Raw genomic sequence first — 23,739 nt, forward strand, 5'->3', positions numbered from 1 at the left:
CAGTGCGGGCTTTTTTTTCGGCTAAAGGAAACGAGGTAGAACCATGCGAGTGTTGAAGTTCGGCGGTACATCAGTGGCAAATGCAGAACGTTTTCTGCGTGTTGCCGATATCCTGGAAAGCAACGCCAGGCAGGGGCAGGTTGCGACCGTGCTCTCTGCCCCGGCAAAAATCACGAACCATCTGGTGGCGATGATTGAAAAAACCATCGGTGGCCAGGATGCACTCCCGAACATCAGCGACGCAGAGCGTATCTTCGCTGACCTGCTGCAAGGGCTGGCAGAGGCGCTGCCTGGCTTCCCGCACGCTCAGCTGAAGTCTTTCGTTGAGCAGGAATTTGCCCAAATCAAACACGTCCTGCACGGCATCAGCCTTCTCGGCCAGTGTCCGGACAGCATCAACGCGGCGCTGATTTGTCGCGGTGAAAAACTTTCTATCGCCATCATGGCCGGCGTGCTGGAAGCGCGCGGCCATAGCGTGACCGTGATCGATCCCGTTGAAAAACTGCTGGCGGTGGGTCACTACCTCGAATCCACCGTTGATATTGCCGAATCAACCCGCCGTATCGCCGCCAGCAAAATTCCGTCTGACCACATGATCCTGATGGCTGGCTTCACCGCCGGTAACGAGAAGGGCGAGCTGGTGGTGCTGGGCCGTAACGGCTCCGATTATTCCGCCGCCGTGCTGGCCGCCTGTTTACGCGCGGACTGTTGTGAGATCTGGACTGACGTCGACGGCGTCTATACCTGCGACCCGCGCCAGGTACCGGACGCCAGGCTGCTGAAGTCGATGTCGTATCAGGAAGCAATGGAGCTTTCCTACTTCGGCGCCAAAGTGCTTCACCCGCGTACCATCTCCCCGATTGCCCAGTTCCAGATCCCTTGCCTGATTAAAAATACCGGTAACCCGCAGGCGCCGGGTACGCTGATTGGCGCGAGCACCGATGAGGACGGCCTGCCGGTGAAAGGCATCTCCAACCTCAACAACATGGCGATGTTCAGCGTCTCCGGTCCGGGGATGAAGGGGATGGTCGGCATGGCGGCGCGCGTGTTTGCGGCCATGTCCCGCAACGGTATCTCTGTTGTGCTGATCACCCAGTCCTCTTCCGAATACAGCATCAGCTTCTGCGTGCCGCAGGCCGACTGCCTGCGCGCCCGTCGCGCGCTGGAGGAAGAGTTCTATCTGGAGCTGAAAGAAGAGCTGCTGGAGCCGCTCTCTATTCAGGAGCGTCTGGCGATCATCTCCGTGGTGGGCGACGGTATGCGCACGCTGCGCGGTATCTCCGCCAAGTTCTTTGCCGCACTGGCGCGCGCCAATATCAATATCGTGGCGATTGCCCAGGGCTCGTCTGAGCGTTCAATTTCTGTTGTTGTGGACAACGATGACGCGACCACTGGCGTACGTGTGGTTCACCAGATGTTGTTCAACACCGATCAGGTTATCGAGCTGTTCCTGATTGGCGTCGGCGGCGTGGGCGGCGCGCTGCTGGAGCAGGTTAAGCGTCAGCAGGAATGGCTGAAGAAGAAACACATCGACCTGCGCGTCTGCGGGATTGCGAATTCCAAAGCGCTGCTGACCAACGTCCACGGCCTGAACCTGGAAAACTGGCAGGCCGAGATGAAGGAGGCGAAAGAGCCGTTCAACCTGGGCCGCCTGATCCGTCTGGTAAAAGAGTATCACCTGCTTAACCCGGTTATCGTCGACTGCACCTCGAACCAGGCGGTGGCCGACCAGTACGCGGACTTCCTGCGCGAAGGTTTCCACGTGGTGACGCCGAACAAAAAGGCCAACACCTCGTCGATGGATTACTATCACCAGCTGCGTCTGGCGGCGAGCAAGTCGCGCCGCAAGTTCCTGTACGACACCAACGTTGGGGCAGGCCTGCCGGTTATCGAGAACCTGCAGAACCTGCTTAACGCGGGCGACGAACTGCAGCGTTTCTCCGGCATTCTCTCTGGCTCGCTGTCGTTTATCTTCGGCAAGCTGGATGAGGGGATGAGCCTCTCGGAAGCCACCCGCGCCGCGCGCGAGCTGGGCTATACCGAGCCGGATCCGCGTGATGACCTTTCCGGTATGGACGTGGCGCGTAAGCTGCTGATCCTCGCCCGTGAAACGGGCCGTGAGCTTGAGCTTTCGGATATCGTGATTGAGCCTGTCCTGCCGGCAGAATTTGACAGCAGCGGTGATGTCGCTGCCTTTATGGCCAGTTTGCCGCAGCTTGACGACGCGTTTGCCGCGCGCGTTGCAAAAGCCCGTGATGAAGGTAAGGTATTGCGCTATGTTGGCAACATTGAAGAAGATGGCGTGTGCCGGGTGAAGATTGCCGAAGTGGATGGCAACGACCCGCTGTACAAAGTCAAAAATGGCGAAAACGCCCTCGCGTTTTACAGCCACTATTATCAGCCACTGCCGCTGGTGCTTCGCGGCTATGGCGCAGGGAACGATGTTACGGCGGCGGGTGTGTTTGCCGATCTGCTGCGTACCCTGTCATGGAAGTTAGGAGTTTAACATGGTCAAAGTTTATGCCCCGGCTTCCAGCGCGAATATGAGCGTCGGATTTGACGTGCTGGGTGCGGCGGTGACGCCGGTGGATGGTTCGCTGCTGGGCGATACGGTTACGGTGGAAGCGGCAGACAGCTTCAGCCTGAACAACGTGGGCCGCTTCGCCAGCAAACTGCCGTCTGAGCCGCGCGAAAATATCGTCTATCAGTGCTGGGAACGCTTCTGTCAGGAGATCGGCAAAAACGTGCCGGTCGCCATGACGCTGGAAAAAAGTATGCCGATCGGCTCGGGACTGGGCTCCAGCGCCTGCTCGGTGGTCGCCGCGCTGGTGGCGATGAACGAGCACTGCGGCAAGCCGCTGAACAACAACCGCCTGCTGGGGTTAATGGGCGAGCTGGAAGGGCGCATCTCCGGCAGCATTCACTATGACAACGTGGCGCCGTGCTTCCTCGGCGGCATGCAGCTGATGATCGAAGAAAATGGCATCATCAGCCAGCAGGTGCCAGGGTTTGATGAGTGGCTGTGGGTGCTGGCCTATCCGGGTATCAAGGTTTCAACCGCGGAAGCGCGTGCGATCCTGCCCGCGCAGTATCGTCGTCAGGACTGTATTGCCCACGGGCGTCATCTGGCGGGCTTTATCCACGCCTGTTACACCCGTCAGCCGCAGCTGGCGGCCAAACTGATGAAGGACGTCATTGCCGAGCCGTACCGCACGAAGCTGCTGCCCGGCTTTAACGAGGCGCGACAGGCATCGATGGATATCGGCGCGCAGGCGTGCGGCATCTCCGGCTCCGGCCCGACGCTGTTCGCCCTGTGCGACAAGCCTGATACCGCGCAGCGCGTGGCGGACTGGCTCTCTAAACACTACCTGCAAAATCAGGAAGGCTTTGTTCATATTTGCCGTCTGGACACGGCTGGCGCACGAGTACTGGGATAATCAATGAAACTCTATAACCTTAAAGATCATAACGAGCAGGTCAGCTTCGCGCAGGCGGTCACTCAGGGACTGGGCAAAAACCAGGGGCTGTTCTTCCCGCATGACCTGCCGGAATTCCACCTGACCGACATCGACGAACTGCTGAAGCAGGACTTTGTCACCCGCAGCACTAAAATTCTTTCGGCGTTTATCGGCGACGAAATCCCGCAGGAGCTGCTGGAAGAGCGCGTGCGTGCGGCGTTCGCTTTCCCGGCACCGGTGAAGCAGGTGGAGCCTGACGTTGGCTGCCTGGAGCTGTTCCACGGCCCGACCCTGGCGTTCAAAGACTTCGGCGGCCGCTTTATGGCGCAGATGCTAACCCACATCAGCGGCGACAAGCCGGTGACCATTCTGACCGCGACCTCCGGGGATACCGGTGCGGCGGTGGCGCACGCGTTCTACGGCCTGAAAAACGTCCGCGTGGTGATCCTCTATCCGAAAGGCAAAATCAGCCCGCTGCAGGAAAAACTGTTCTGTACGCTCGGCGGCAACATTGAAACCGTGGCAATTGACGGTGATTTCGATGCCTGTCAGGCGCTGGTCAAGCAGGCCTTCGACGACGAAGAGCTGAAGGTGGCCCTGGGTCTGAACTCTGCCAACTCTATCAACATCAGCCGTCTGCTGGCGCAGATCTGCTACTACTTCGAAGCGGTGGCGCAGCTGCCGCAGGAAGCGCGTAACCAGCTGGTGATCTCCGTGCCGAGCGGTAACTTTGGTGACCTGACGGCTGGCCTGCTGGCGAAATCCCTGGGTCTGCCGGTGAAACGCTTTATCGCCGCCACCAACGCTAACGACACCGTGCCGCGCTTCCTGAAAGACGGGAAGTGGGCGCCGAACGCCACGCAGGCAACGCTCTCTAACGCCATGGACGTGAGCCAGCCGAACAACTGGCCGCGCGTGGAAGAGCTGTTCCGCCGTAAGATCTGGCGTCTGGGCGATCTGGGCTACGCCGCGGTGACGGATGAAACCACCAAAGCGACCATGCGCGAGCTGAAGGCGGTGGGGTATACCTCTGAACCGCATGCGGCGATTGCTTACCGCGCGCTGCGCGACCAGCTTAACCCGGGTGAATATGGCCTGTTCCTGGGCACCGCGCATCCGGCGAAGTTTAAAGAGAGCGTTGAAGCGATCCTGGGCGAAACGCTGCCGCTGCCGAAAGAGCTGGCCGAGCGTGCCGACCTGCCGCTGCTGTCACATGAGCTGCCGGCAGACTTTGCCGCGCTGCGTAAGCTGATGATGACCCGAGCATAATTTTTGTCGGGTGCGGCTACGCCTTACCCGACCTACATCGGCTCAGAACGTAGGCCGGGTAAGGCGAAGCCGCACCCGGCTTTTTTGTGAAGAAATTAAGGAGAAAAATAGCAGGGAAAAAGCAGAAATTCCCAATAAATGCGGTCACTTAGCGTTTAGGATTGCAGAGAATAACATCCCCCGTTCCCCTCGCGTACTCTCCTTACATCGGCCCACGTTGGGCAAAGATAATAAGGAGTCACCGATGTCTACACTGAAACCTGTGCTGATTGCGCTTTCACTGATGCTGGTCGCTCCCATGGCGGTACAGGCATCTGAAATCACCCTTGTGCCTGCGGTCAAACTGCAGATTGGCGACCAGGATAATAACGGGCATTACTGGGACGGTGGCCGCTGGCGCGACCACGACTGGTGGAAAGCGCATTATGACTGGCGCGATAACCACTGGCGTCCGCATGATGAGCATCGTAAACATGACGATCGCCATGATGACCATCACCACGATGACCACCGCGACGATCGCGGCCCTGACTGGAAACACCATTAATGCAAAACCCCGCCAGCTGGCGGGGTTTGTTTTTACTGCTCGTGGCGCTTAAACACCAGCTCGCCTTTCCCTGACGACGCCTCGTCAAAGAAATAGCCTTCGCTGTTGAAGGCGGTCAGCTGTTCCGGCTTCGTCAGACGGTTCTGGATGATGTAGCGGCTCATCAGGCCACGCGCTTTCTTGGCGTAGAAGCTGATCACCTTGAACTTACCGTTCTTCTCGTCGAGGAACACCGGTTTGATAATCTCTGCATCCAGCTTTTTCGGTTTCACCGACTTGTAGTATTCATCGGATGCCAGGTTAATCACCACGTTATCGCCCTGAGCGCGCAGTGCCGCGTTCAGCTTATCGGTGATGATATCGCCCCAGAAATGGTACAGATCTTTGCCTTTGGCATTCTCCAGACGAATCCCCATCTCCAGACGATAGGGCTGCATCAGATCCAGCGGGCGCAGTACGCCGTACAGACCCGACAGCATGCGCAGATGCTGCTGGGCAAAATCGAAATCGGCTTCGCTAAAATCTTCCGCCTGCAGGCCGGTATAGACATCGCCTTTAAAGGCCAGAATCGCCTGGCGAGCGTTAGCCGGGGTGAAATCCGGGTGCCACTCGTGAAAGCGGGTCGCGTTAAGGTCTGCCAGCTTGTCGCTGATGCTCATCAGCGAGGCGATTTGCGGTGCAGAGAGCTTGCGCGCTTCGCGGATCAGCTGTTGCGAGTAGTCCAGCAGTTCAGGCTGGGTATAGCGCTCGGTGGCGAGTTGGCTCTGGTAGTCGAGCGTTTTTGCAGGTGAAATCAGAATCAGCATATCCAGTCCTTGCAGGAAATTTAGAGCGACTTTAGCAAAAAATCGCCCCGAATTGATCGATAGCTGTTATTGCCGCGGCAAATCATCCCACGTGCCCGGGGCAAGCTGCGCCTTAATATCGGGATAGCGGGCGGGATCAAATACCGGCGGAACACCCAGTTTGCGCTGACGAAGATAGTCTCTGGCAATCAGGGTCACCACGGGTGAGAGCAGCAGGATTGCCGTGAGGTTAGTGATCGCCATCAGCGCCATAATGATATCGGCCAGCTGCCAGACCAGCGGCATACTGAGCAGGGAGCCTGCTATCACCATCAGGACGACCCCGAGACGCAGGGTTCCGATTGCAGCGCGGGAGTCGAGCTTCAGGAAAATAAGGTTATTTTCAGCGTAGAGGTAATTCACCACTATTGAGCTGAAGGCAAACAAGATCAGGATGAGCGAGACAAACCCTGCACCCCAGCCGCCGGTCAGGTTCACCAGCGCCTGCTGGAGAAGCTGTATCCCGGCGGTTCCTGAGGAATGCGGGACGGGGCCTGCCAGCAGCAAAATCATGGCGCTGGCGGAACAGATGATAATGGTATCGGTAAAGACGCCAATCATCTGCACAATGCCTTGTGCGGCCGGGTGCGGCGGCCAGGAAGAGGCGGCGGCGGCCGCGTTGGGGGTTGACCCCATACCGGCTTCATTGGAGAACATCCCCCGCTGAAAGCCCGCCATCAGCGCCTGGCTGAAGGTGTAGCCCAGCGCCCCGGAGGCCACTTCGCGCCAGCCAAAGGCGCTTTTGACGATGGTGGCAATCACGCCCGGCACCTGGTCGAGATGCAGTGCGGCAACAAACAGGCTCGCGGCAACCCAGAGCAACGCCATAATGGGCACCAGCCACTGCATCAGGCGGGCGATGCCCTTAAGACCGGCAGAAATGGTGAGCAGAACGATGAGGGCTAAAGCAATACCGGCGACCCACTCCGGGCAGGAGAAGGCGTAGCTCAGGGCATTGGCGACAGAATTTGCCTGGACGGTATTAAAAATGAGGCCGTACGCGAGCAGTAAAAAAACCGAGAACAGGACGCCCATCCAGCGCATCCCCAGGCCACGCGCCATGTACCAGGCAGGGCCACCGCGAAACTGGCCGTGTTTATCTTTCTCTTTATAGAGTTGTGCAAGCGAACTTTCGGCAAAGGAGGTGGCCATTCCGAGTAGCGCCGTCACCCACATCCAGAAGACCGCGCCTGGCCCACCGGCGCTGATGGCCAGCGCAACGCCCGCCAGATTGCCGCTGCCGAGACGCGCCGCCAGGCTGGTACAGAGCGCCTGGAACGACGTTAATCCACCCGGCTGGGGCGTAACGCTGTTTTTCAGACTTCTGCCAAACTTGCGAATATAGCGAAACTGGATAAACCCACTGCGTAGCGTAAACCAAATACCTGCTCCCAGAAGCAGGTAAATCATTATCGAACCCCAGAGGACTTCGTTAATAAAGAAAAAGAAATCAGGCATTAACGTCCCTCTTGTTGATGCCAATGTGAATATGTAAGCGCTACCACTGATTGGGCATGCTGTTGCTTAGCAGCCTGTTAATCTTCCGAGTTTACCATACTCTGCCTAAGCGCACTGTCTGCGGTTGCGCTACCCCTCCGTCGTGTTATCATCAGGGCAGACCGGTTACATCCCCCTAACAAGTAAACCTGTCATTTTTCCGCTGCAGGCATGCTGTCGGTAGCGTGAATTATCCAGGGCACGTTAAAAGAGAAACACTATCATGACGGATAAATTGACCTCCCTTCGTCAGTTCACCACTGTCGTAGCTGACACCGGAGATATCGCGGCAATGAAGCTGTACCAGCCGCAGGATGCCACAACCAACCCTTCTCTGATCCTTAACGCCGCACAGATCCCTGAGTATCGCAAACTGATTGACGACGCAGTGACCTGGGCGAAAGCGCAGAGCAATGACCGCGCGCAGCAGGTTGTGGATGCCACCGACAAACTCGCAGTGAACATCGGTCTGGAAATCCTGAAACTGGTTCCTGGCCGTATCTCTACCGAAGTGGATGCGCGTCTCTCCTACGACACCGAAGCGTCTATCGCCAAAGCGAAACGTCTGATCAAAATGTACAACGACGCGGGCATCAGCAACGACCGTATCCTGATCAAACTGGCTTCTACCTGGCAGGGTATTCGCGCGGCAGAGCAGCTGGAAAAAGACGGTATCAACTGTAACCTGACCCTGCTGTTCTCCTTCGCGCAGGCGCGTGCATGTGCAGAAGCAGGCGTATACCTGATTTCTCCGTTCGTGGGCCGTATTCTGGACTGGTACAAAGCCAACACCGATAAGAAAGAGTACGCACCGGCTGAAGATCCAGGCGTGATTTCTGTGACTGAAATCTACGAATACTACAAACAGCACGGCTATGAGACTGTGGTTATGGGAGCAAGCTTCCGTAACGTCGGTGAAATCATCGAGCTGGCTGGCTGTGACCGCCTGACCATCGCGCCTGCGCTGCTGAAAGAGCTGGCAGAAAGCGAAGGTACCCTGGAGCGTAAACTGTCTTACACCGGTGAAGTGAAAGCACGCCCAGAGCGCATCACGGAATCCGAGTTCCTGTGGCAGCACAACCAGGATCCAATGGCGGTAGACAAGCTGGCGGACGGTATCCGTAAGTTTGCTGTTGACCAGGGCAAACTGGAAAAAATGATCGGCGACCTGCTGTAATCATTCTGCGTGACCGGGCTCCCGGTCACGCGACTTCTTTCGTCCCCTGTCTGAATCTCCTCTCTGCGTGTATCATTCCCTTTAATCAGTACTCTTTGAATGGAATGGATATGAATACCTTACGCATCGGCTTAGTGTCGATTTCTGACCGCGCCTCCAGCGGTGTTTACCAGGATAAAGGCATCCCCGCTCTGGAAGCGTGGTTGAGCAGCGCGCTGACCACCCCCTTTGACATTCAGACCCGCCTGATCCCTGACGAACAGCCGATCATCGAGCAGACGCTCTGCGAGCTGGTGGATGAGATGAGCTGCCACCTTGTTCTGACGACGGGCGGAACCGGCCCCGCGCGCCGCGACGTGACGCCGGACGCGACGCTGGCGATTGCCGATCGTGAAATGCCTGGCTTCGGCGAACAGATGCGGCAGATCAGTCTACACTTTGTTCCGACGGCCATTCTTTCCCGCCAGGTGGGGGTGATCCGCAAGCAGGCGTTGATCCTGAACCTGCCGGGCCAGCCGAAGTCGATTAAAGAGACGCTGGAAGGGCTGAAAGCAGAAGATGGCAGCGTCCTGGTTCATGGCATCTTTGCAAGTGTACCGTATTGTATACAGCTGCTTGACGGTCCCTATGTGGAAACCGATGAGAAAGTGGTAGCAGCTTTTCGCCCGAAAAACGCACGTCGCGAAACAATCTCCTGAAATTAACCAATATGTGACATTAGCTGAAGCGGCGATAGCGTGGTGAAGCTTTTACGGTATAGTAATTTTTTCTTTACGAATGCTGTAAAAATAAATCCACAACACACGCACAATGGTTCGCTATGTCACATAACACCCGACCTCTGAATCGACAGGACTACAAAACCCTCACGCTCGCGGCTTTAGGCGGCGCGCTGGAGTTTTACGACTTTATTATCTTCGTCTTCTTCGCCGCCGTGGTGGGAGAACTCTTCTTCCCGGCGGATATCCCGGAATGGCTGCGTCAGGTGCAAACCTTCGGCATTTTTGCCGCCGGGTATCTGGCGCGTCCGCTGGGCGGCATCATCATGGCCCACTTTGGCGATCTGGTCGGGCGCAAGAAGATGTTTACCCTTAGCATCCTGCTGATGGCCGTGCCGACGCTGGCCATTGGTTTGCTACCTACCTATGCCTCGATGGGCATTCTCGCGCCGTTGCTGCTGTTGCTGATGCGCGTCCTGCAGGGGGCGGCGATTGGCGGTGAAGTGCCGGGCGCGTGGGTGTTTGTCGCGGAGCATGTGCCAGCGCGCCGCATTGGTATCGCCTGCGGAACCTTAACGGCGGGGCTGACGGTCGGGATCCTGCTCGGCTCGGTGGTCGCAACAATTGTGAATACCAGCATGACGCAGCAGGCCGTGCACGACTGGGGCTGGCGTATTCCGTTCCTGCTGGGCGGAGCGTTTGGTCTGGTCGCGATGTACCTGCGCCGCTGGCTGCAGGAGACGCCGATTTTCCTCGAGATGCAGCAGCGCAAAGCGCTGGCGCAGGAGCTGCCGGTGAAGGCGGTTGTGGTACGCCATAAAAAAGCGGTGGTGGTATCGATGCTGCTGACCTGGCTGCTCTCGGCGGGCATTGTGGTGGTGATATTGATGTCCCCGGTCTGGCTGCAAAAGCAGTACGGTTTCGCCCCTGCCGTGACGCTACAGGCGAACAGTATCGCGACAATCATGCTCTGCTTTGGCTGTCTGGCCGCCGGGCTGGCGGCGGATCGTTTTGGTGCCAGCGTTACCTTTATCATCGGTAGCCTGCTACTGGCCGCATCAAGCTGGGCGTTTTACCATCTTGCGGGCAGCCATCCTGAACAGCTGTTCCTGCTGTACGGCGTGGTAGGGCTGTGCGTGGGCGTAGTGGGGGCTGTGCCTTACGTCATGGTGCGAGCTTTCCCACCGGAAGTTCGTTTCACCGGGATCTCGTTCTCTTACAACGTGTCGTATGCCATTTTCGGCGGGATGACGCCGATTGCGGTCACCGTGCTGATGGGCGTGTCTCCCCTGGCTCCGGCCTGGTACGTGCTGGCGCTGTCGGTGATGGGGCTGGTATTAGGATTTTGGCTTCGTCAGGCGGGGGAATGTCGTGCCCGCGAGGCGGGCACGACAGAGGGATCAGTGTTTTTCACCAATCGGTAAAACGGTGCGGTCAAACTGCTCGTTCAGCACTTCACCCATCGCCAGGTAGATAGCGCTTGCGCCGCAAACCAGACCAATCCAGCCTGCAACATGAACGATGCCTTCGTTATCCACCAGATGACCAATCGCCAGCAGGGCGAACAGCACGGTCAGGCTCAGGAAAACGAACTGCAGCATACGGTTACCTTTCAGGGTACCGAAGAACATGAACAGGGTGAAGACGCCCCACAGGCCCAGGTAAACGCCCAGGAAGTGGGCGTTTGCCGCGTCAGCCATGCCCATTTTAGGCAGCAGCAGAATGGCAACCAGGGTCAGCCAGAAAGAACCGTAAGAGGTGAAGGCGGTTAAGCCGAAGGTATTGCCTTTCTTATATTCCAGCAGGCCCGCGAAGATTTGCGCGATACCGCCGTAAAAAATGCCCATCGCCAGGATGATGCCATCCATCGGGAACATCCCGATATTGTGCAGGTTCAGCAGGATAGTGGTCATGCCAAAACCCATCAGGCCCAGCGGAGCCGGATTAGCCAACTTAGTGTTGCCCATAAGTCCTCAAAAAAATCATCATTAATATGGTGAAATGGTTAAACCCGCGTCAGTTCTCCCTGACTGGGCGCGGCATCATAATGGGCGCAATCGATGGCGTCTATGATCTCATCAGGGTGAAATTAAAATTTTTTTTATCATTCCCCCTTGATGGATGCCGTCGCGACCCCATCTTGTAGTCAACCGCAGTGTGTGGACCTGAAAAAAATCAAATCTGGGCAGTTGAAAAAGCACGTTCTGCCCTTATTACAGGTACACAACCACATGTTGACTGAATTTTTAGTGGAGACGTTTAGATGGGTAAAATTATTGGTATCGACCTGGGTACTACCAACTCTTGTGTAGCGATTATGGATGGCACTACTGCACGCGTGCTGGAGAACGCCGAGGGCGATCGCACCACGCCTTCTATCATTGCTTATACCCAGGATGGTGAAACTCTGGTTGGTCAGCCGGCTAAACGTCAGGCAGTGACAAACCCGCAAAACACCCTGTTTGCGATTAAACGCCTGATCGGTCGCCGCTTCCAGGACGAAGAAGTTCAGCGTGACGTTTCCATCATGCCTTACAAAATCATCGCGGCAGATAACGGCGATGCATGGCTTGATGTGAAAGGCGCTAAAACTGCACCACCGCAGATTTCTGCTGAAGTGCTGAAGAAAATGAAGAAAACCGCTGAAGATTACCTGGGTGAGCCGGTAACTGAAGCTGTTATTACCGTACCTGCCTACTTCAACGATGCTCAGCGTCAGGCAACCAAAGATGCTGGCCGTATCGCAGGTCTGGAAGTAAAACGTATCATCAACGAACCAACCGCGGCTGCACTGGCTTACGGTCTGGATAAAGAAGTTGGCAACCGCACTATCGCGGTTTACGACCTGGGTGGTGGTACCTTCGATATCTCTATTATCGAAATCGACGAAGTTGACGGCGAAAAAACCTTCGAAGTTCTGGCAACCAACGGTGATACCCACCTGGGTGGTGAAGACTTCGATACCCGTCTGATCAACTACCTCGTTGACGAGTTTAAGAAAGATCAGGGCATTGACCTGCGTAACGACCCGCTGGCGATGCAGCGCCTGAAAGAAGCCGCTGAGAAAGCGAAGATCGAGCTGTCTTCCGCTCAGCAGACCGACGTGAACCTGCCGTACATCACTGCAGACGCGACCGGTCCTAAACACATGAACATCAAAGTGACCCGTGCGAAACTGGAAAGCCTGGTAGAAGACCTGGTGAACCGTTCTATCGAGCCGCTGAAAGTTGCTCTGCAGGATGCTGGCCTGTCCGTATCCGATATCCAGGACGTTATCCTGGTCGGTGGTCAGACCCGTATGCCAATGGTTCAGAAGAAAGTGGCTGAGTTCTTTGGTAAAGAGCCACGTAAAGACGTTAACCCGGACGAAGCAGTTGCAATCGGTGCTGCGGTTCAGGGTGGCGTACTGACCGGTGAAGTTAAAGACGTACTGCTGCTGGACGTTACCCCGCTGTCTCTGGGTATCGAAACCATGGGCGGTGTGATGACTGCGCTCATCAACAAAAACACCACCATCCCGACGAAACACAGCCAGGTGTTCTCTACCGCTGAAGACAACCAGTCTGCGGTAACCATCCAGGTGATTCAGGGTGAGCGTAAGCGTGCGGCGGATAACAAATCTCTGGGTCAGTTCAACCTGGACGGTATTAACCCGGCACCGCGCGGCATGCCGCAGATCGAAGTGACCTTCGACATCGATGCTGACGGTATCCTGCACGTGTCTGCGAAAGACAAAAACAGCGGTAAAGAGCAGAAGATCACCATCAAGGCATCTTCTGGCCTGAACGAAGCGGAAATCGAAAAAATGGTTCGCGATGCCGAAGCTAACGCGGAATCCGATCGTAAGTTCGAAGAGCTGGTTCAGACCCGTAACCAGGGTGACCATCTGCTGCACAGCACCCGTAAGCAGGTTGAAGAAGCAGGCGATAAACTGCCAGCGGAAGACAAGACTGCTATCGAAGCTGCACTGAGTGCGCTGGAATCCTCACTGAAAGGTGAAGACAAAGCGGACATCGAAGCGAAGATGCAGGGACTGGCGCAGGCTTCTCAGAAGCTGATGGAAATCGCTCAGCAGCAGCACGCTCAACAGCAGGCGGGCGCTGACGCTTCGGCGAACAACGCGAAAGACGACGACGTTGTCGACGCTGAGTTCGAAGAAGTTAAAGATAAAAAATAATCGCCCTGATGCAGGGTAATTAATCGGCACGGGCGTAGGAGAACTCTCCACGCCCGTGCTCGCATGTTAAGGGGCTTAAAAAAACCAATGGCAAAGCAAGACTATTACGAGATTTTAGGCGTTCCGAAAACTGCGGAAGAGCGTGAAATCAAAAAGGCGTATAAGCGCCTGGCCATGAAATTCCACCCGGACCGTAACCAGGGTGATAAAGAGGCTGAAGCCAAATTTAAAGAGATCAAAGAAGCCTACGAAGTCCTGACCGATGCACAAAAACGTGCGGCCTATGACCAGTACGGTCATGCAGCCTTTGAACAGGGCGGCATGGGCGGCGGTGGATTCGGTGGCGGCGGCTTTGGCGGCGGCGCTGACTTCAGCGATATCTTTGGCGATGTGTTTGGCGACATCTTCGGCGGTGGCCGTGGTCGTCAGCGCGCGGCGCGCGGCGCGGACCTGCGCTACAACATGGAGCTGACGCTGGAAGAGGCCGTCCGCGGTGTCACCAAAGAGATCCGTATTCCGACGCTGGAAGAGTGTGACGTTTGCCACGGCAGCGGCGCGAAAGCAGGTACACAGCCTCAGACCTGTCCAACCTGTCACGGCTCTGGTCAGGTACAGATGCGTCAGGGCTTCTTCGCGGTACAGCAGGCCTGTCCACACTGTCACGGTCGCGGTACCCTGATTAAAGATCCGTGCACCAAATGCCACGGCCACGGTCGCGTTGAGAAAACCAAGACCCTCTCCGTTAAAATCCCGGCCGGCGTCGATACGGGCGACCGCATTCGTCTGGCGGGTGAAGGTGAAGCAGGTGAACACGGCGCACCGGCAGGCGATCTGTACGTTCAGGTGCAGGTGAAGCAGCACGCCATCTTCGAGCGCGAAGGTAATAACCTGTACTGCGAAGTGCCGATCAACTTCGCGATGGCGGCACTGGGCGGTGAAATCGAAGTACCGACGCTGGATGGTCGCGTGAACCTGAAAGTGCCTGGTGAAACCCAGACAGGTAAGCTGTTCCGCATGCGCGGGAAAGGCGTTAAGTCCGTTCGCGGTGGTGCGCAGGGCGACCTGCTGTGCCGCGTCGTCGTAGAAACGCCGGTTGGCCTGAACGACAAGCAGAAACAGCTGCTGAAAGAGCTGCAGGAGAGCTTTGGTGGCCCGACGGGTGAGAAAAACAGCCCGCGTTCCAAAAGCTTCTTCGATGGCGTCAAAAAATTCTTCGATGATTTGACCCGTTAATCTGTTCTCAGATTTTCATCCGCAAAAGCCCGGAAGCGATTCCGGGCTTTTTCTATTTATGGGTATTGCTCGGTAAAACTGAATCTATACTCAATATTAATCTGTTTTTGCCGAGTTATTTGGCTTGGTATTATGGTTTTATCGAGGTATTGTTGTAACAGAGAGAATTAAAGTGAAATTACTACACCGTTTTTTTAGCAGTGAGGCGTCCGGCGGCGTGATCCTGATTATTGCCGCTGCGGCTGCGATGGTGCTGGCTAACCTTGGCATCACGCAGGAACTCTACCATGCATTTCTGGAAACGCCCGTTGAGCTGAAGGTCGGGGCGCTGGAAATTAACAAGAACATGCTGCTGTGGATCAACGATGCGCTGATGGCGGTGTTCTTCCTGCTCGTCGGGCTTGAGGTTAAGCGTGAGCTGGTACTGGGCTCGCTTGCCAGCCGCCAGCGCGCGGCGTTCCCGGTGATTGCCGCGCTCGGCGGGATGGTGGTGCCGGCGCTGCTCTTCCTGGCGTTCACCTGGCAGGATCCGATTGCACGTCACGGCTGGGCGATCCCGGCTGCGACGGATATCGCCTTTGCCCTCGGGGTGCTGGCCTTACTGGGAAGCCGCGTGCCGGTAGCCCTGAAAATCTTCCTGATGGCGCTGGCGATCATCGATGACCTCGGCGCCATTGTGATTATCGCACTGTTCTACACCAGCGATCTGTCGATCCTGTCCCTGAGCGTGGCCGCCGGGGCGATTGCGGTGCTGGCGCTGCTGAACATCTTCAATGTTCGCCGTATCGGTATATACATCCTCGTGGGGATGGTGCTGTGGACGGCGGTGCTGAAATCAGGCGTGCACGCCACGCTGGCGGGCGTGATCGTCGGCTTCTTCGTACCGCTGAAGCCGCAGGACGGCAAGTCGCCTGCCAAACAGCTGGAGCATGTGCTGCACCCGTGGGTCGCCTTTATGATCCTGCCGCTGTTTGCGTTTGCCAACGCCGGTGTGTCGCTGGGTGGCGTGACGCTGGACGGGCTAACGTCCGTGCTGCCGCTGGGCATTATTGCCGGGCTGTTTATCGGCAAGCCGCTGGGTATTAGTCTCTTCTGCTGGCTGGCGACGAAGCTGAAGCTGGCGTCTTTGCCGCACGGCACCACCTTTAAGCAGATTATGGCCGTCGGCGTGCTGTGTGGTATAGGGTTTACGATGTCGATCTTTATCTCGACGCTGGCGTTTGGGACGCATGCGCCTGAGCTTATCGTCTGGGCAAAACTCGGCATTCTCATCGGGTCATTACTGGCCGCGGTAATCGGTTATACCTTGCTGAAGGTAAAATTGTCCGGACAGGCCGTCCAGGCATAACGGAACACCGGGAGGAGGCGATCCTTCTCCCGATACACACTCAGGGAGAGAAGACGCGATGTCTCATTTAAATTACAACCATCTGTACTACTTCTGGCACGTCTATAAACAGGGCTCGGTGGTGGGGGCGGCAGAGGCGCTCTACCTGACGCCGCAAACCATCACCGGGCAAATCAAGGCCCTGGAAGAGCGCCTGCAGGGTAAGCTGTTCAAGCGTAAGGGGCGTGGGATTGAACCCAGCGAACTGGGTGAACTGGTTTTCCGCTACGCGGACAAAATGTTCACCCTGAGCCAGGAGATGCTGGATATCGTCAACTACCGCAAAGAGTCGAACCTGCTCTTTGATGTTGGCGTGGCGGATGCGCTGTCCAAACGGCTGGTAAGCGGCGTGCTGGATGCGGCGGTAGTGGAAGATGAGCAAATCCATCTGCGCTGCTTTGAATCCACCCATGAGATGCTGCTGGAACAGCTCAGCCAGCACAAGCTGGACATGATTATCTCGGACTGCCCGATTGACTCCACCCAGCAGGAAGGGCTGTTTTCGGTGAAGATTGGCGAATGCGGCGTCAGCTTCTGGTGTATTAACCCGCCGCCGGAAAAACCGTTCCCCGCGTGCCTGGAAGAGCGTCGCCTGCTGGTGCCGGGAAGACGTTCCATGCTCGGACGCAAGCTGCTGAACTGGTTTAACTCGCAGGGGCTGAACGTGGAGATACTCGGTGAGTTCGACGATGCGGCGCTGATGAAAGCCTTTGGCGAAGCGCATAACGCGATCTTCGTTGCGCCGACGCTGTACGCGCACGATCTCTATTCGGACGATAAGATTACGGAGATAGGCAGAGTGGATAACGTGATGGAGGAGTATCACGCCATATTTGCCGAAAGAATGATTCAGCACCCGGCGGTACAGCGAATCTGTAACCGCGACTATTCAGCGCTGTTTACGCCACCGGCAATCTGAAGACATAAAAAAACCCGCGTTAAGCGGGTTCTTTAAACAAGCAACAACAAGTAGCGATTAAGCCAGTTTGTTGATCTGCGCAGTCAGGTTTGCTTTATGACGCGCTGCTTTGTTTTTGTGGATCAGACCTTTAGCAGCCTGACGATCCACGATTGGTTGCATTTCGTTAAATGCGTTCTGCGCTGCAGCTTTGTCGCCTGCTTCGATTGCTGCGTATACTTTCTTGATGAAAGTACGCATCATAGAGCGACGGCTTGCGTTGTGCTTACGAGCCTTTTCAGACTGAACGGCACGTTTCTTAGCTGATTTGATATTAGCCAAGTCCAACTCCCAAATATGATCTATGTGGACAATTCAAAGGCCGAGGAATATGCCCTCTTTGCCTTCTTTTGTCAATGGATTTGTGCAAATAAGCGCCGTTAATTAGCGACGCTACGTTACGTAGTGATGGCGCAGGATTCTACCAGCTTGTCTTCCCTGAATACAGCCTTTCGGCATAAAAATCGCAGTTCACGAGCAGATTTTTTCGCTGCGAAAGGTCAGCCTGATGAAATCATTACGGCTTTCTGTTTTGCACGAACAATCGCCGGTTAACCTTAACCGTTGTACAAGGTATACTTTGGCGATTTTCACTGTTTTGAGCCAGACATGAAGCTGATACGCGGCATACATAATCTCAGTAGCGCGCCACACGGGTGCGTGCTGACCATTGGTAATTTCGACGGCGTGCATCGTGGTCATCAGGCGCTGTTGCAGGGATTGCGTAAAGAAGGGGAGGCCCGTGGCCTGCCCGTTGTGGTGATGATTTTCGAACCGCAGCCGCTGGAGCTGTTCGCGGGTGATAAATCTCCCGCCCGTCTCACTCGCCTGCGCGAGAAGTTGCGCTACCTGGCAGAGTCCGGTGTGGACTACGTATTGTGTGTACGTTTCGATCGCCGCTTTGCCGCGCTGACAGCACAAAATTTTGTCAGCGACCTGCTGGTTAAGCGTCTTGGTGTACAGTTTCTCGCCGTGGGCGATGATTTCCGCTTTGGCGCTGGTCGTCAGGGCGATTTCTTGCTATTACAGAAGGCTGGTCTGGAGTACGGGTTTGACGTCACCAGCGCGATGACCTTCTGTGAGGGCGGCGTGCGCGTCAGCAGCACGGCGGTTCGCCGGGCACTGGCCGATGACGAGCTGGAGACGGCGGAAACCCTGCTGGGGCATCCGTTCACTATCTCTGGCCGCGTGGTCCATGGCGATGCGCTGGGCCGCACGATAGGCTTCCCGACGGCGAATATACCGCTGCGTCGTCAGGTTTCCCCGGTTAAAGGGGTGTATGCGGTGGAAGTGGCAGGACTGGGCGATAAGCCGTTTTACGGCGTCGCCAATATTGGCACGCGTCCGACCGTCGCCGGTGTGCGTCAACAGCTGGAAGTGCACCTGCTGGACGTTGTAATGGACCTGTATGGTCGCCATATAGATGTGATACTGCGTAAAAAAATACGCAACGAGCAGCGATTTGGTTCGCTGGATGAACTCAAAGCGCAAATTGCGCGAGATGAATTGACGGCCCGCGAGTTTTTTGGGCTTTGAACCCGGCTTAACTGCCTACGTGATAAATACGGAACCGAGAATCTGATGAGTGACTATAAATCAACCCTGAATTTGCCGGAAACAGGGTTCCCGATGCGCGGCGATCTCGCCAAGCGCGAACCGGGAATGCTGGCGCGTTGGACCGATGATGACCTGTACGGCATCATTCGTGCAGCCAAAAAAGGCAAAAAATCCTTCATTCTGCATGATGGCCCTCCATATGCGAATGGCAGCATTCATATTGGTCACTCGGTTAACAAGATTCTGAAAGACATTATCGTGAAGTCCAAAGGCCTCGCGGGATATGACTCGCCTTACGTTCCAGGCTGGGACTGCCACGGTCTGCCAATCGAGCTGAAAGTGGAGCAGGAATTTGGCAAGCCGGGTGAGAAGTTCACCGCCGCCGAGTTCCGTGCGAAGTGCCGCGAATACGCCGCTACGCAGGTTGATGGTCAGCGCGCTGACTTCATCCGTCTGGGCGTGCTGGGCGACTGGTCGCACCCGTACCTGACCATGGACTTCAAAACTGAAGCCAACATCATCCGTGCGCTGGGTAAAATCATCGGTAACGGCCACCTGCACAAAGGCGCTAAGCCGGTGCACTGGTGCGTGGACTGCCGCTCTGCGCTGGCAGAAGCGGAAGTGGAGTATTACGACAAAACCTCTCCATCTATCGACGTGGCCTTCCAGGCCGTCGATCAGGATGCGGTGAAAGCCAAATTTGGCGTCGCCTCGGTAAACGGCCCAATCTCGCTGGTTATCTGGACCACCACTCCGTGGACCCTGCCTGCGAACCGTGCGATCTCCCTGTCCGGTGAGTTCGAATACGCGCTGGTTCAGGTTGAAGGTCAGGCGGTTATCCTGGCGAAAGATCTGGTTGAAAGCGTGCTGAAGCGTGCGCATATCACCGACTACACCGTGCTGGGCACCGTGAAAGGTGACGCGCTGGAGCTGATGCGCTTCAAGCACCCGTTCCTGGACTTCGACGTTCCGGCGATCCTGGGCGACCACGTGACGCTGGAAGCGGGTACCGGTGCGGTGCATACCGCCGGTGGCCACGGTCCTGACGACTACAACATCAGCCTGAAGTACGGTCTGGAAATCGCTAACCCGGTGGGCCCGGATGGTTCTTACCTGCCTGGCACCTACCCGGCTCTGGACGGTATCAACGTCTTCAAAGCGAACGACATCATCGTCGACATGCTGCGCACCAGCGGCGCGCTGCTGCACGTTGAAAAAATGCAGCACAGCTATCCGTGCTGCTGGCGTCACAAGACCCCGATCATCTTCCGTGCGACCCCGCAGTGGTTCGTCAGTATGGATCAGAAAGGCCTGCGCGAGCAGTCTCTGAAAGAGATCAAAGGCGTGCAGTGGATCCCTGACTGGGGCCAGGCGCGTATCGAATCCATGGTGGCTAACCGTCCTGACTGGTGTATCTCCCGTCAGCGTACCTGGGGCGTGCCGATGTCTCTGTTCGTGCATAAAGAGACGCAGGAGCTGCACCCGAACACCCTGGAACTGATGGAAGAAGTGGCGAAGCGCGTCGAAGTTGACGGCATTCAGGCGTGGTGGGATCTCGACGCCCGCGACATCCTGGGCGCTGACGCTGACAGCTACGAGAAAGTGCCGGATACCCTGGACGTGTGGTTTGACTCCGGATCGACCCACTCCTCCGTGGTTGACGTGCGTCCGGAGTTTGCCGGCCACGCTGCCGATATGTATCTGGAAGGGTCTGACCAACACCGCGGCTGGTTCATGTCATCTCTGATGATCTCTACCGCCATGAAGGGTAAAGCGCCTTACCGTCAGGTACTGACTCACGGTTTCACCGTGGATGGTCAGGGCCGTAAGATGTCCAAATCTATCGGTAACACCGTTTCTCCGCAGGATGTGATGAACAAGCTGGGCGCAGACATTCTGCGTCTGTGGGTGGCGTCGACCGACTACACCGGAGAAATGGCGGTATCTGACGAGATCCTGAAACGTGCTGCCGACAGCTATCGTCGTATCCGTAACACCGCGCGCTTCCTGCTTGCGAACCTGAACGGGTTCGATCCGGCAAAAGACATGGTGAAACCGGAAGAGATGGTCGTGCTGGACCGCTGGGCGGTAGGCTGCGCGAAAGCGGCGCAGGAAGATATCCTGAAGGCCTATGAGTCTTATGACTTCCACGAAGTGGTGCAGCGCCTGATGCGCTTCTGCTCCATTGAGATGGGCTCGTTCTACCTCGACATCATCAAAGACCGCCAGTACACCGCGAAAGCGGATAGCGTGGCGCGTCGTAGCTGCCAGACCGCGCTGTTCCATATTGCAGAAGCGCTGGTACGCTGGATGGCGCCGATCATGTCCTTCACCGCGGATGAAATCTGGGGTTACCTGCCGGGCGACCGCGAGAAGTATGTCTTCACCGGCGAGTGGTACGAAGGTCTGTTCGACCTCTCCAGCACCGAAGCGATGAACGATGCCTTCTGGGACGAGCTGCTGAAAGTGCGTGGCGAGGTGAACAAGGTTATCGAGCAGGCGCGTGCAGACAAGAAAGTCGGCGGCTCTCTGGAAGCGGCAGTCACGCTGTACGCTGAACCGGAGCTGGCGGCGAAGCTGACGGCGCTGGGCGATGAATTACGATTTGTCCTGTTGACCTCCGGTGCGAAAGTTGCGGATTATGCCGAGGCTTCTGCTGATGCTCAGCAGAGCGAACTGCTCAAAGGACTGAAAGTCGCGCTGAGCAAAGCCGACGGTGAGAAATGCCCGCGTTGCTGGCATTACACCACCGATGTTGGCCAGGTGGCGGAACACGCAGACATCTGCGGACGCTGTGTAAGCAACGTCGCCGGTGACGGCGAAAAACGTAAGTTTGCCTGATGAGTAAAACTCTCTGTTCAACAGGACTGCGCTGGCTGTGGCTGGTTGTGGTGGTGCTGATTATCGATCTGGGCAGCAAGTTCCTGATCCTCCAGAATTTTGCTCTGGGGGAGACGGTTCCGCTGTTCCCGTCACTTAACCTGCACTACGCACGTAACTACGGCGCAGCGTTCAGTTTCCTTGCCGATAGCGGTGGCTGGCAGCGTTGGTTCTTTGCGGGTATCGCTCTCGGTATCTGCGTGATCCTGGCTGTGCTGATGTACCGCTCGAAGGCGACGCAAAAGCTGAATAACATCGCCTACGCGCTGATCATTGGCGGCGCGCTGGGCAACCTGTTTGACCGCCTGTGGCACGGCTTTGTGGTCGATATGATCGACTTCTACGTCGGCGACTGGCACTTCGCGACCTTTAACCTCGCCGATAGCGCTATTTGCATCGGTGCAGCGTTAATCGTGCTGGAAGGCTTCTTGCCGAAACCCGCCGCGAAAGAGCAGGCGTAAAAACCAGCCGGGTGGCGCTGCGCTTACCCGGCCTACGGTTAATGTAGGCCCGGCAAGCGCAGCGCCACCGGGCAAAACAAGCGAGCAATTTGCATGTCTAAATCCGTACAGAGCAACAGCGCGGTTCTCGTCCACTTCACGCTGAAGCTGGATGACGGCTCCACGGCCGAATCCACCCGCAATAACGGCAAACCGGCCCTGTTTCGTCTTGGCGATACTTCCCTGTCTGAAGGTCTTGAGCAGCAGCTTCTCGGTCTGAAAGAGGGTGAGAAAAAAGCCTTTTCGCTGGAGCCGGATGCCGCGTTTGGCGTGCCAAGTCCCGATCTGATCCAGTATTTCTCGCGCCGTGAGTTCATGGACGCGGGTGAACCGGAAATCGGGGCGATTATGCTCTTTACCGCTATGGACGGCAGCGAAATGCCTGGCGTGATCCGCGAAATCAACGGCGATTCGATTACCGTTGATTTCAACCATCCGCTTGCCGGGCGTACCGTTCATTTTGATGTTGAAGTGCTGGAAATCGATCCTGCACTGGAGGCCTGAAATGCAGATCCTGTTGGCTAACCCGCGCGGCTTTTGCGCCGGTGTAGACCGCGCTATCAGCATTGTTGAAAACGCGCTGGAGATTTACGGCGCGCCGATTTATGTACGTCACGAAGTGGTGCATAACCGCTACGTGGTTGACAGCCTGCGCGAGCGCGGTGCCATCTTTATTGAGCAGATCAGCGAAGTGCCGGACGGCGCGATCCTGATCTTCTCCGCGCACGGCGTCTCCCAGGCTGTACGTAACGAAGCGAAAAGCCGCGATCTGACCGTATTCGATGCCACCTGTCCACTGGTGACCAAGGTGCATATGGAAGTGGCGCGCGCCAGCCGTCGTGGTGAAGAGTCGATTCTGATTGGCCATGCCGGTCATCCGGAAGTTGAAGGCACCATGGGCCAGTACAGCAACCCGGAAGGGGGGATGTATCTGGTCGAGTCGCCTGAAGATGTCCTGACGCTGAACGTGAAAAATGAAGCCCGTCTGTCGTTTATGACCCAGACGACGCTCTCCGTAGACGATACCTCAGACGTGATTGACGCCCTGCGTCAGCGCTTCCCGAAAATCGTCGGTCCGCGTAAAGATGATATCTGCTATGCGACCACTAACCGTCAGGAAGCGGTGCGCGCACTGGCTGAACAGGCGGATGTGGTGCTGGTGGTCGGCTCCAAAAACTCGTCTAACTCCAACCGCCTGGCCGAACTGGCGCAGCGCATGGGGAAGGCAGCGTTTCTGATTGATGACGCGTCGGATATTCAGGAAGCGTGGGTTAAGCATGCGGCTTGCGTTGGCGTGACGGCCGGGGCGTCTGCGCCAGATATTCTGGTACAGAACGTCATTTCCCGTCTGCAGGAGCTGGGCGGTGGCGAAGCGGTGCCGCTGGAAGGACGTGAAGAGAACATCGTTTTCGAAGTCCCGAAAGAACTGCGCATCGACGCCCGCGAAGTCGAATAGTCCCTTTTCTGATGAAAGGCCAGCACCTCCTGTGCTGGCCTTTTTTTTAACCGTTACTTTATCGTGACGACAAAATCAT

The 23,739-nt window shown here is 56.5% G+C and carries 20 protein-coding genes, 1 pseudogene and 1 other annotated feature (1 of these 22 running past the window's edge); of the genes and pseudogenes, 17 read left to right on the forward strand and 4 right to left on the reverse strand.

Translation table 11 applies throughout. From position 1 onward, the window contains the following. Positions 1-19 (forward strand) — a sequence feature (Thr leader region) (it extends 99 nt beyond the left edge of the window). 24 nt (positions 20-43) lie between these two features. The 4 genes from thrA to AC4IC4_RS03165 all read left to right on the forward strand — a co-directional run bounded on the left by thrA (position 44) and on the right by AC4IC4_RS03165 (position 5,274). Then, a complete protein-coding gene (thrA, locus tag AC4IC4_RS03150; protein WP_420277765.1) occupies positions 44-2,506 on the forward strand; it encodes a bifunctional aspartate kinase/homoserine dehydrogenase I in 2,463 nt (820 codons plus the stop codon). A 1-nt stretch (position 2,507) separates the two neighbouring features. After that, on the forward strand, positions 2,508-3,437 hold the full coding sequence (gene thrB / locus AC4IC4_RS03155; RefSeq protein WP_032660770.1) for a homoserine kinase: 930 nt from the start codon (positions 2,508-2,510) through the stop codon (positions 3,435-3,437). A gap of 3 nt (positions 3,438-3,440) precedes the next feature. Continuing rightward, positions 3,441-4,727: a threonine synthase gene (gene thrC / locus AC4IC4_RS03160; protein ID WP_024907414.1), complete on the forward strand. Its 1,287-nt coding sequence runs from the start codon at positions 3,441-3,443 to the stop codon at positions 4,725-4,727. Positions 4,728-4,971: 244 nt separating this feature from the next. Then, complete coding sequence (locus tag AC4IC4_RS03165) at positions 4,972-5,274, forward strand: DUF2502 domain-containing protein (RefSeq protein WP_045327616.1); 303 nt, start codon at positions 4,972-4,974, stop codon at positions 5,272-5,274. 32 nt (positions 5,275-5,306) lie between these two features. Here the strand turns inward: AC4IC4_RS03165 and yaaA are convergent, their stop codons facing one another. Together yaaA and AC4IC4_RS03175 are read right to left on the reverse strand one after the other, a co-directional pair. Further along, the gene (gene yaaA / locus AC4IC4_RS03170; RefSeq protein WP_491472139.1) at positions 5,307-6,080 is read right to left on the reverse strand and encodes a peroxide stress protein YaaA; all 774 of its coding nucleotides are present in this window, start codon (positions 6,078-6,080) and stop codon (positions 5,307-5,309) included. Between the two features lie 66 nt (positions 6,081-6,146). After that, positions 6,147-7,577, reverse strand: a complete 1,431-nt coding sequence (locus AC4IC4_RS03175) for an alanine/glycine:cation symporter family protein (protein ID WP_473712549.1) — start codon at positions 7,575-7,577, stop codon at positions 6,147-6,149. 262 nt (positions 7,578-7,839) lie between these two features. Here AC4IC4_RS03175 and tal point away from each other — a divergent pair, with 262 nt between their 5' ends. The 3 genes from tal (at position 7,840) to AC4IC4_RS03190 (ending at position 10,936) form a co-directional block, all read left to right on the forward strand. After that, the gene (gene tal, locus AC4IC4_RS03180; protein ID WP_024907418.1) at positions 7,840-8,793 is read left to right on the forward strand and encodes a transaldolase; all 954 of its coding nucleotides are present in this window, start codon (positions 7,840-7,842) and stop codon (positions 8,791-8,793) included. A gap of 110 nt (positions 8,794-8,903) precedes the next feature. Further along, positions 8,904-9,491, forward strand: coding sequence for a molybdopterin adenylyltransferase (gene mog, locus AC4IC4_RS03185; protein ID WP_024907419.1), 588 nt, complete (start codon positions 8,904-8,906; stop codon positions 9,489-9,491). A gap of 122 nt (positions 9,492-9,613) precedes the next feature. Next, positions 9,614-10,936, forward strand: a complete 1,323-nt coding sequence (locus tag AC4IC4_RS03190) for an MFS transporter (RefSeq protein WP_491472140.1) — start codon at positions 9,614-9,616, stop codon at positions 10,934-10,936. Here the strand turns inward: AC4IC4_RS03190 and satP are convergent. Further along, entirely contained in the window at positions 10,913-11,479 is a 567-nt protein-coding gene (gene satP / locus AC4IC4_RS03195) for an acetate uptake transporter (RefSeq protein WP_008502042.1), read from the reverse strand. The genes AC4IC4_RS03190 and satP overlap by 24 nt on opposite strands. 296 nt (positions 11,480-11,775) lie before the next feature. On the opposite strand from satP, the gene dnaK reads away from it, so the two are divergent. The 4 genes from dnaK (at position 11,776) to nhaR (ending at position 17,228) form a co-directional block, all read left to right on the forward strand. Then, positions 11,776-13,689: a molecular chaperone DnaK gene (dnaK, locus tag AC4IC4_RS03200; protein WP_491472141.1), complete on the forward strand. Its 1,914-nt coding sequence runs from the start codon at positions 11,776-11,778 to the stop codon at positions 13,687-13,689. Positions 13,690-13,776: 87 nt separating this feature from the next. Next, complete coding sequence (dnaJ, locus tag AC4IC4_RS03205) at positions 13,777-14,922, forward strand: molecular chaperone DnaJ (RefSeq protein ID WP_023310347.1); 1,146 nt, start codon at positions 13,777-13,779, stop codon at positions 14,920-14,922. 172 nt (positions 14,923-15,094) lie between these two features. Next, positions 15,095-16,270 (forward strand): Na+/H+ antiporter NhaA, encoded by a 1,176-nt coding sequence (gene nhaA / locus AC4IC4_RS03210; RefSeq protein WP_407820844.1) that lies wholly within the window; start codon positions 15,095-15,097, stop codon positions 16,268-16,270. 58 nt (positions 16,271-16,328) lie between these two features. Continuing rightward, a complete protein-coding gene (gene nhaR / locus AC4IC4_RS03215; RefSeq protein ID WP_003856462.1) occupies positions 16,329-17,228 on the forward strand; it encodes a transcriptional activator NhaR in 900 nt (299 codons plus the stop codon). 57 nt (positions 17,229-17,285) lie between these two features. On the opposite strand, the gene rpsT is transcribed toward nhaR, so the two are convergent. Beyond that, the gene (rpsT, locus tag AC4IC4_RS03220; RefSeq protein WP_003856458.1) at positions 17,286-17,549 is read right to left on the reverse strand and encodes a 30S ribosomal protein S20; all 264 of its coding nucleotides are present in this window, start codon (positions 17,547-17,549) and stop codon (positions 17,286-17,288) included. Between the two features lie 101 nt (positions 17,550-17,650). Here rpsT and AC4IC4_RS03225 point away from each other — a divergent pair. The 6 genes and pseudogenes from AC4IC4_RS03225 (at position 17,651) to ispH (ending at position 23,660) form a co-directional block, all read left to right on the forward strand. Beyond that, a pseudogene (locus tag AC4IC4_RS03225) lies at positions 17,651-17,869 on the forward strand (DUF2575 domain-containing protein). A gap of 7 nt (positions 17,870-17,876) precedes the next feature. Further along, positions 17,877-18,803, forward strand: a complete 927-nt coding sequence (ribF, locus tag AC4IC4_RS03230; RefSeq protein ID WP_024907423.1) for a bifunctional riboflavin kinase/FAD synthetase — start codon at positions 17,877-17,879, stop codon at positions 18,801-18,803. Between the two features lie 45 nt (positions 18,804-18,848). Next, positions 18,849-21,665 carry an isoleucine--tRNA ligase gene (gene ileS / locus AC4IC4_RS03235; RefSeq protein WP_491472142.1) on the forward strand — a complete coding sequence of 939 codons (2,817 nt, stop codon included), beginning with the start codon at positions 18,849-18,851 and terminating at the stop codon, positions 21,663-21,665. Beyond that, the gene (gene lspA, locus AC4IC4_RS03240) at positions 21,665-22,165 is read left to right on the forward strand and encodes a signal peptidase II (protein WP_008502034.1); all 501 of its coding nucleotides are present in this window, start codon (positions 21,665-21,667) and stop codon (positions 22,163-22,165) included. Before ileS ends, lspA begins: the two co-directional genes overlap by 1 nt. Before the next feature lie 93 nt (positions 22,166-22,258). Beyond that, positions 22,259-22,708, forward strand: a complete 450-nt coding sequence (gene fkpB, locus AC4IC4_RS03245) for an FKBP-type peptidyl-prolyl cis-trans isomerase (RefSeq protein ID WP_003856450.1) — start codon at positions 22,259-22,261, stop codon at positions 22,706-22,708. Position 22,709: 1 nt separating this feature from the next. Then, entirely contained in the window at positions 22,710-23,660 is a 951-nt protein-coding gene (gene ispH, locus AC4IC4_RS03250; protein WP_024907425.1) for a 4-hydroxy-3-methylbut-2-enyl diphosphate reductase, read from the forward strand. The last annotated feature ends 79 nt before the right edge of the window (positions 23,661-23,739 follow it).

The organism is Enterobacter sp. Taxon_2, from assembly GCF_058355295.1.

Bases quoted from the DNA above. Each gene is read 5' to 3' on its own strand.
- ribF (WP_024907423.1), top strand. From the start codon at position 17,877: ATGAAGCTGATACGCGGCATACATAATCTCAGTAGCGCGCCACACGGG.
- nhaR (WP_003856462.1), top strand. From the start codon at position 16,329: ATGTCTCATTTAAATTACAACCATCTGTACTACTTCTGGCACGTCTAT.
- ispH (WP_024907425.1), top strand. From the start codon at position 22,710: ATGCAGATCCTGTTGGCTAACCCGCGCGGCTTTTGCGCCGGTGTAGAC.
- thrC (WP_024907414.1), top strand. From the start codon at position 3,441: ATGAAACTCTATAACCTTAAAGATCATAACGAGCAGGTCAGCTTCGCG.
- dnaJ (WP_023310347.1), top strand. From the start codon at position 13,777: ATGGCAAAGCAAGACTATTACGAGATTTTAGGCGTTCCGAAAACTGCG.
- thrB (WP_032660770.1), top strand. From the start codon at position 2,508: ATGGTCAAAGTTTATGCCCCGGCTTCCAGCGCGAATATGAGCGTCGGA.
- dnaK (WP_491472141.1), top strand. From the start codon at position 11,776: ATGGGTAAAATTATTGGTATCGACCTGGGTACTACCAACTCTTGTGTA.
- lspA (WP_008502034.1), top strand. From the start codon at position 21,665: ATGAGTAAAACTCTCTGTTCAACAGGACTGCGCTGGCTGTGGCTGGTT.
- thrA (WP_420277765.1), top strand. From the start codon at position 44: ATGCGAGTGTTGAAGTTCGGCGGTACATCAGTGGCAAATGCAGAACGT.
- AC4IC4_RS03175 (WP_473712549.1), bottom strand. From the start codon at position 7,577: ATGCCTGATTTCTTTTTCTTTATTAACGAAGTCCTCTGGGGTTCGATA.
- AC4IC4_RS03165 (WP_045327616.1), top strand. From the start codon at position 4,972: ATGTCTACACTGAAACCTGTGCTGATTGCGCTTTCACTGATGCTGGTC.
- ileS (WP_491472142.1), top strand. From the start codon at position 18,849: ATGAGTGACTATAAATCAACCCTGAATTTGCCGGAAACAGGGTTCCCG.
- tal (WP_024907418.1), top strand. From the start codon at position 7,840: ATGACGGATAAATTGACCTCCCTTCGTCAGTTCACCACTGTCGTAGCT.
- mog (WP_024907419.1), top strand. From the start codon at position 8,904: ATGAATACCTTACGCATCGGCTTAGTGTCGATTTCTGACCGCGCCTCC.
- AC4IC4_RS03190 (WP_491472140.1), top strand. From the start codon at position 9,614: ATGTCACATAACACCCGACCTCTGAATCGACAGGACTACAAAACCCTC.
- satP (WP_008502042.1), bottom strand. From the start codon at position 11,479: ATGGGCAACACTAAGTTGGCTAATCCGGCTCCGCTGGGCCTGATGGGT.
- fkpB (WP_003856450.1), top strand. From the start codon at position 22,259: ATGTCTAAATCCGTACAGAGCAACAGCGCGGTTCTCGTCCACTTCACG.
- yaaA (WP_491472139.1), bottom strand. From the start codon at position 6,080: ATGCTGATTCTGATTTCACCTGCAAAAACGCTCGACTACCAGAGCCAA.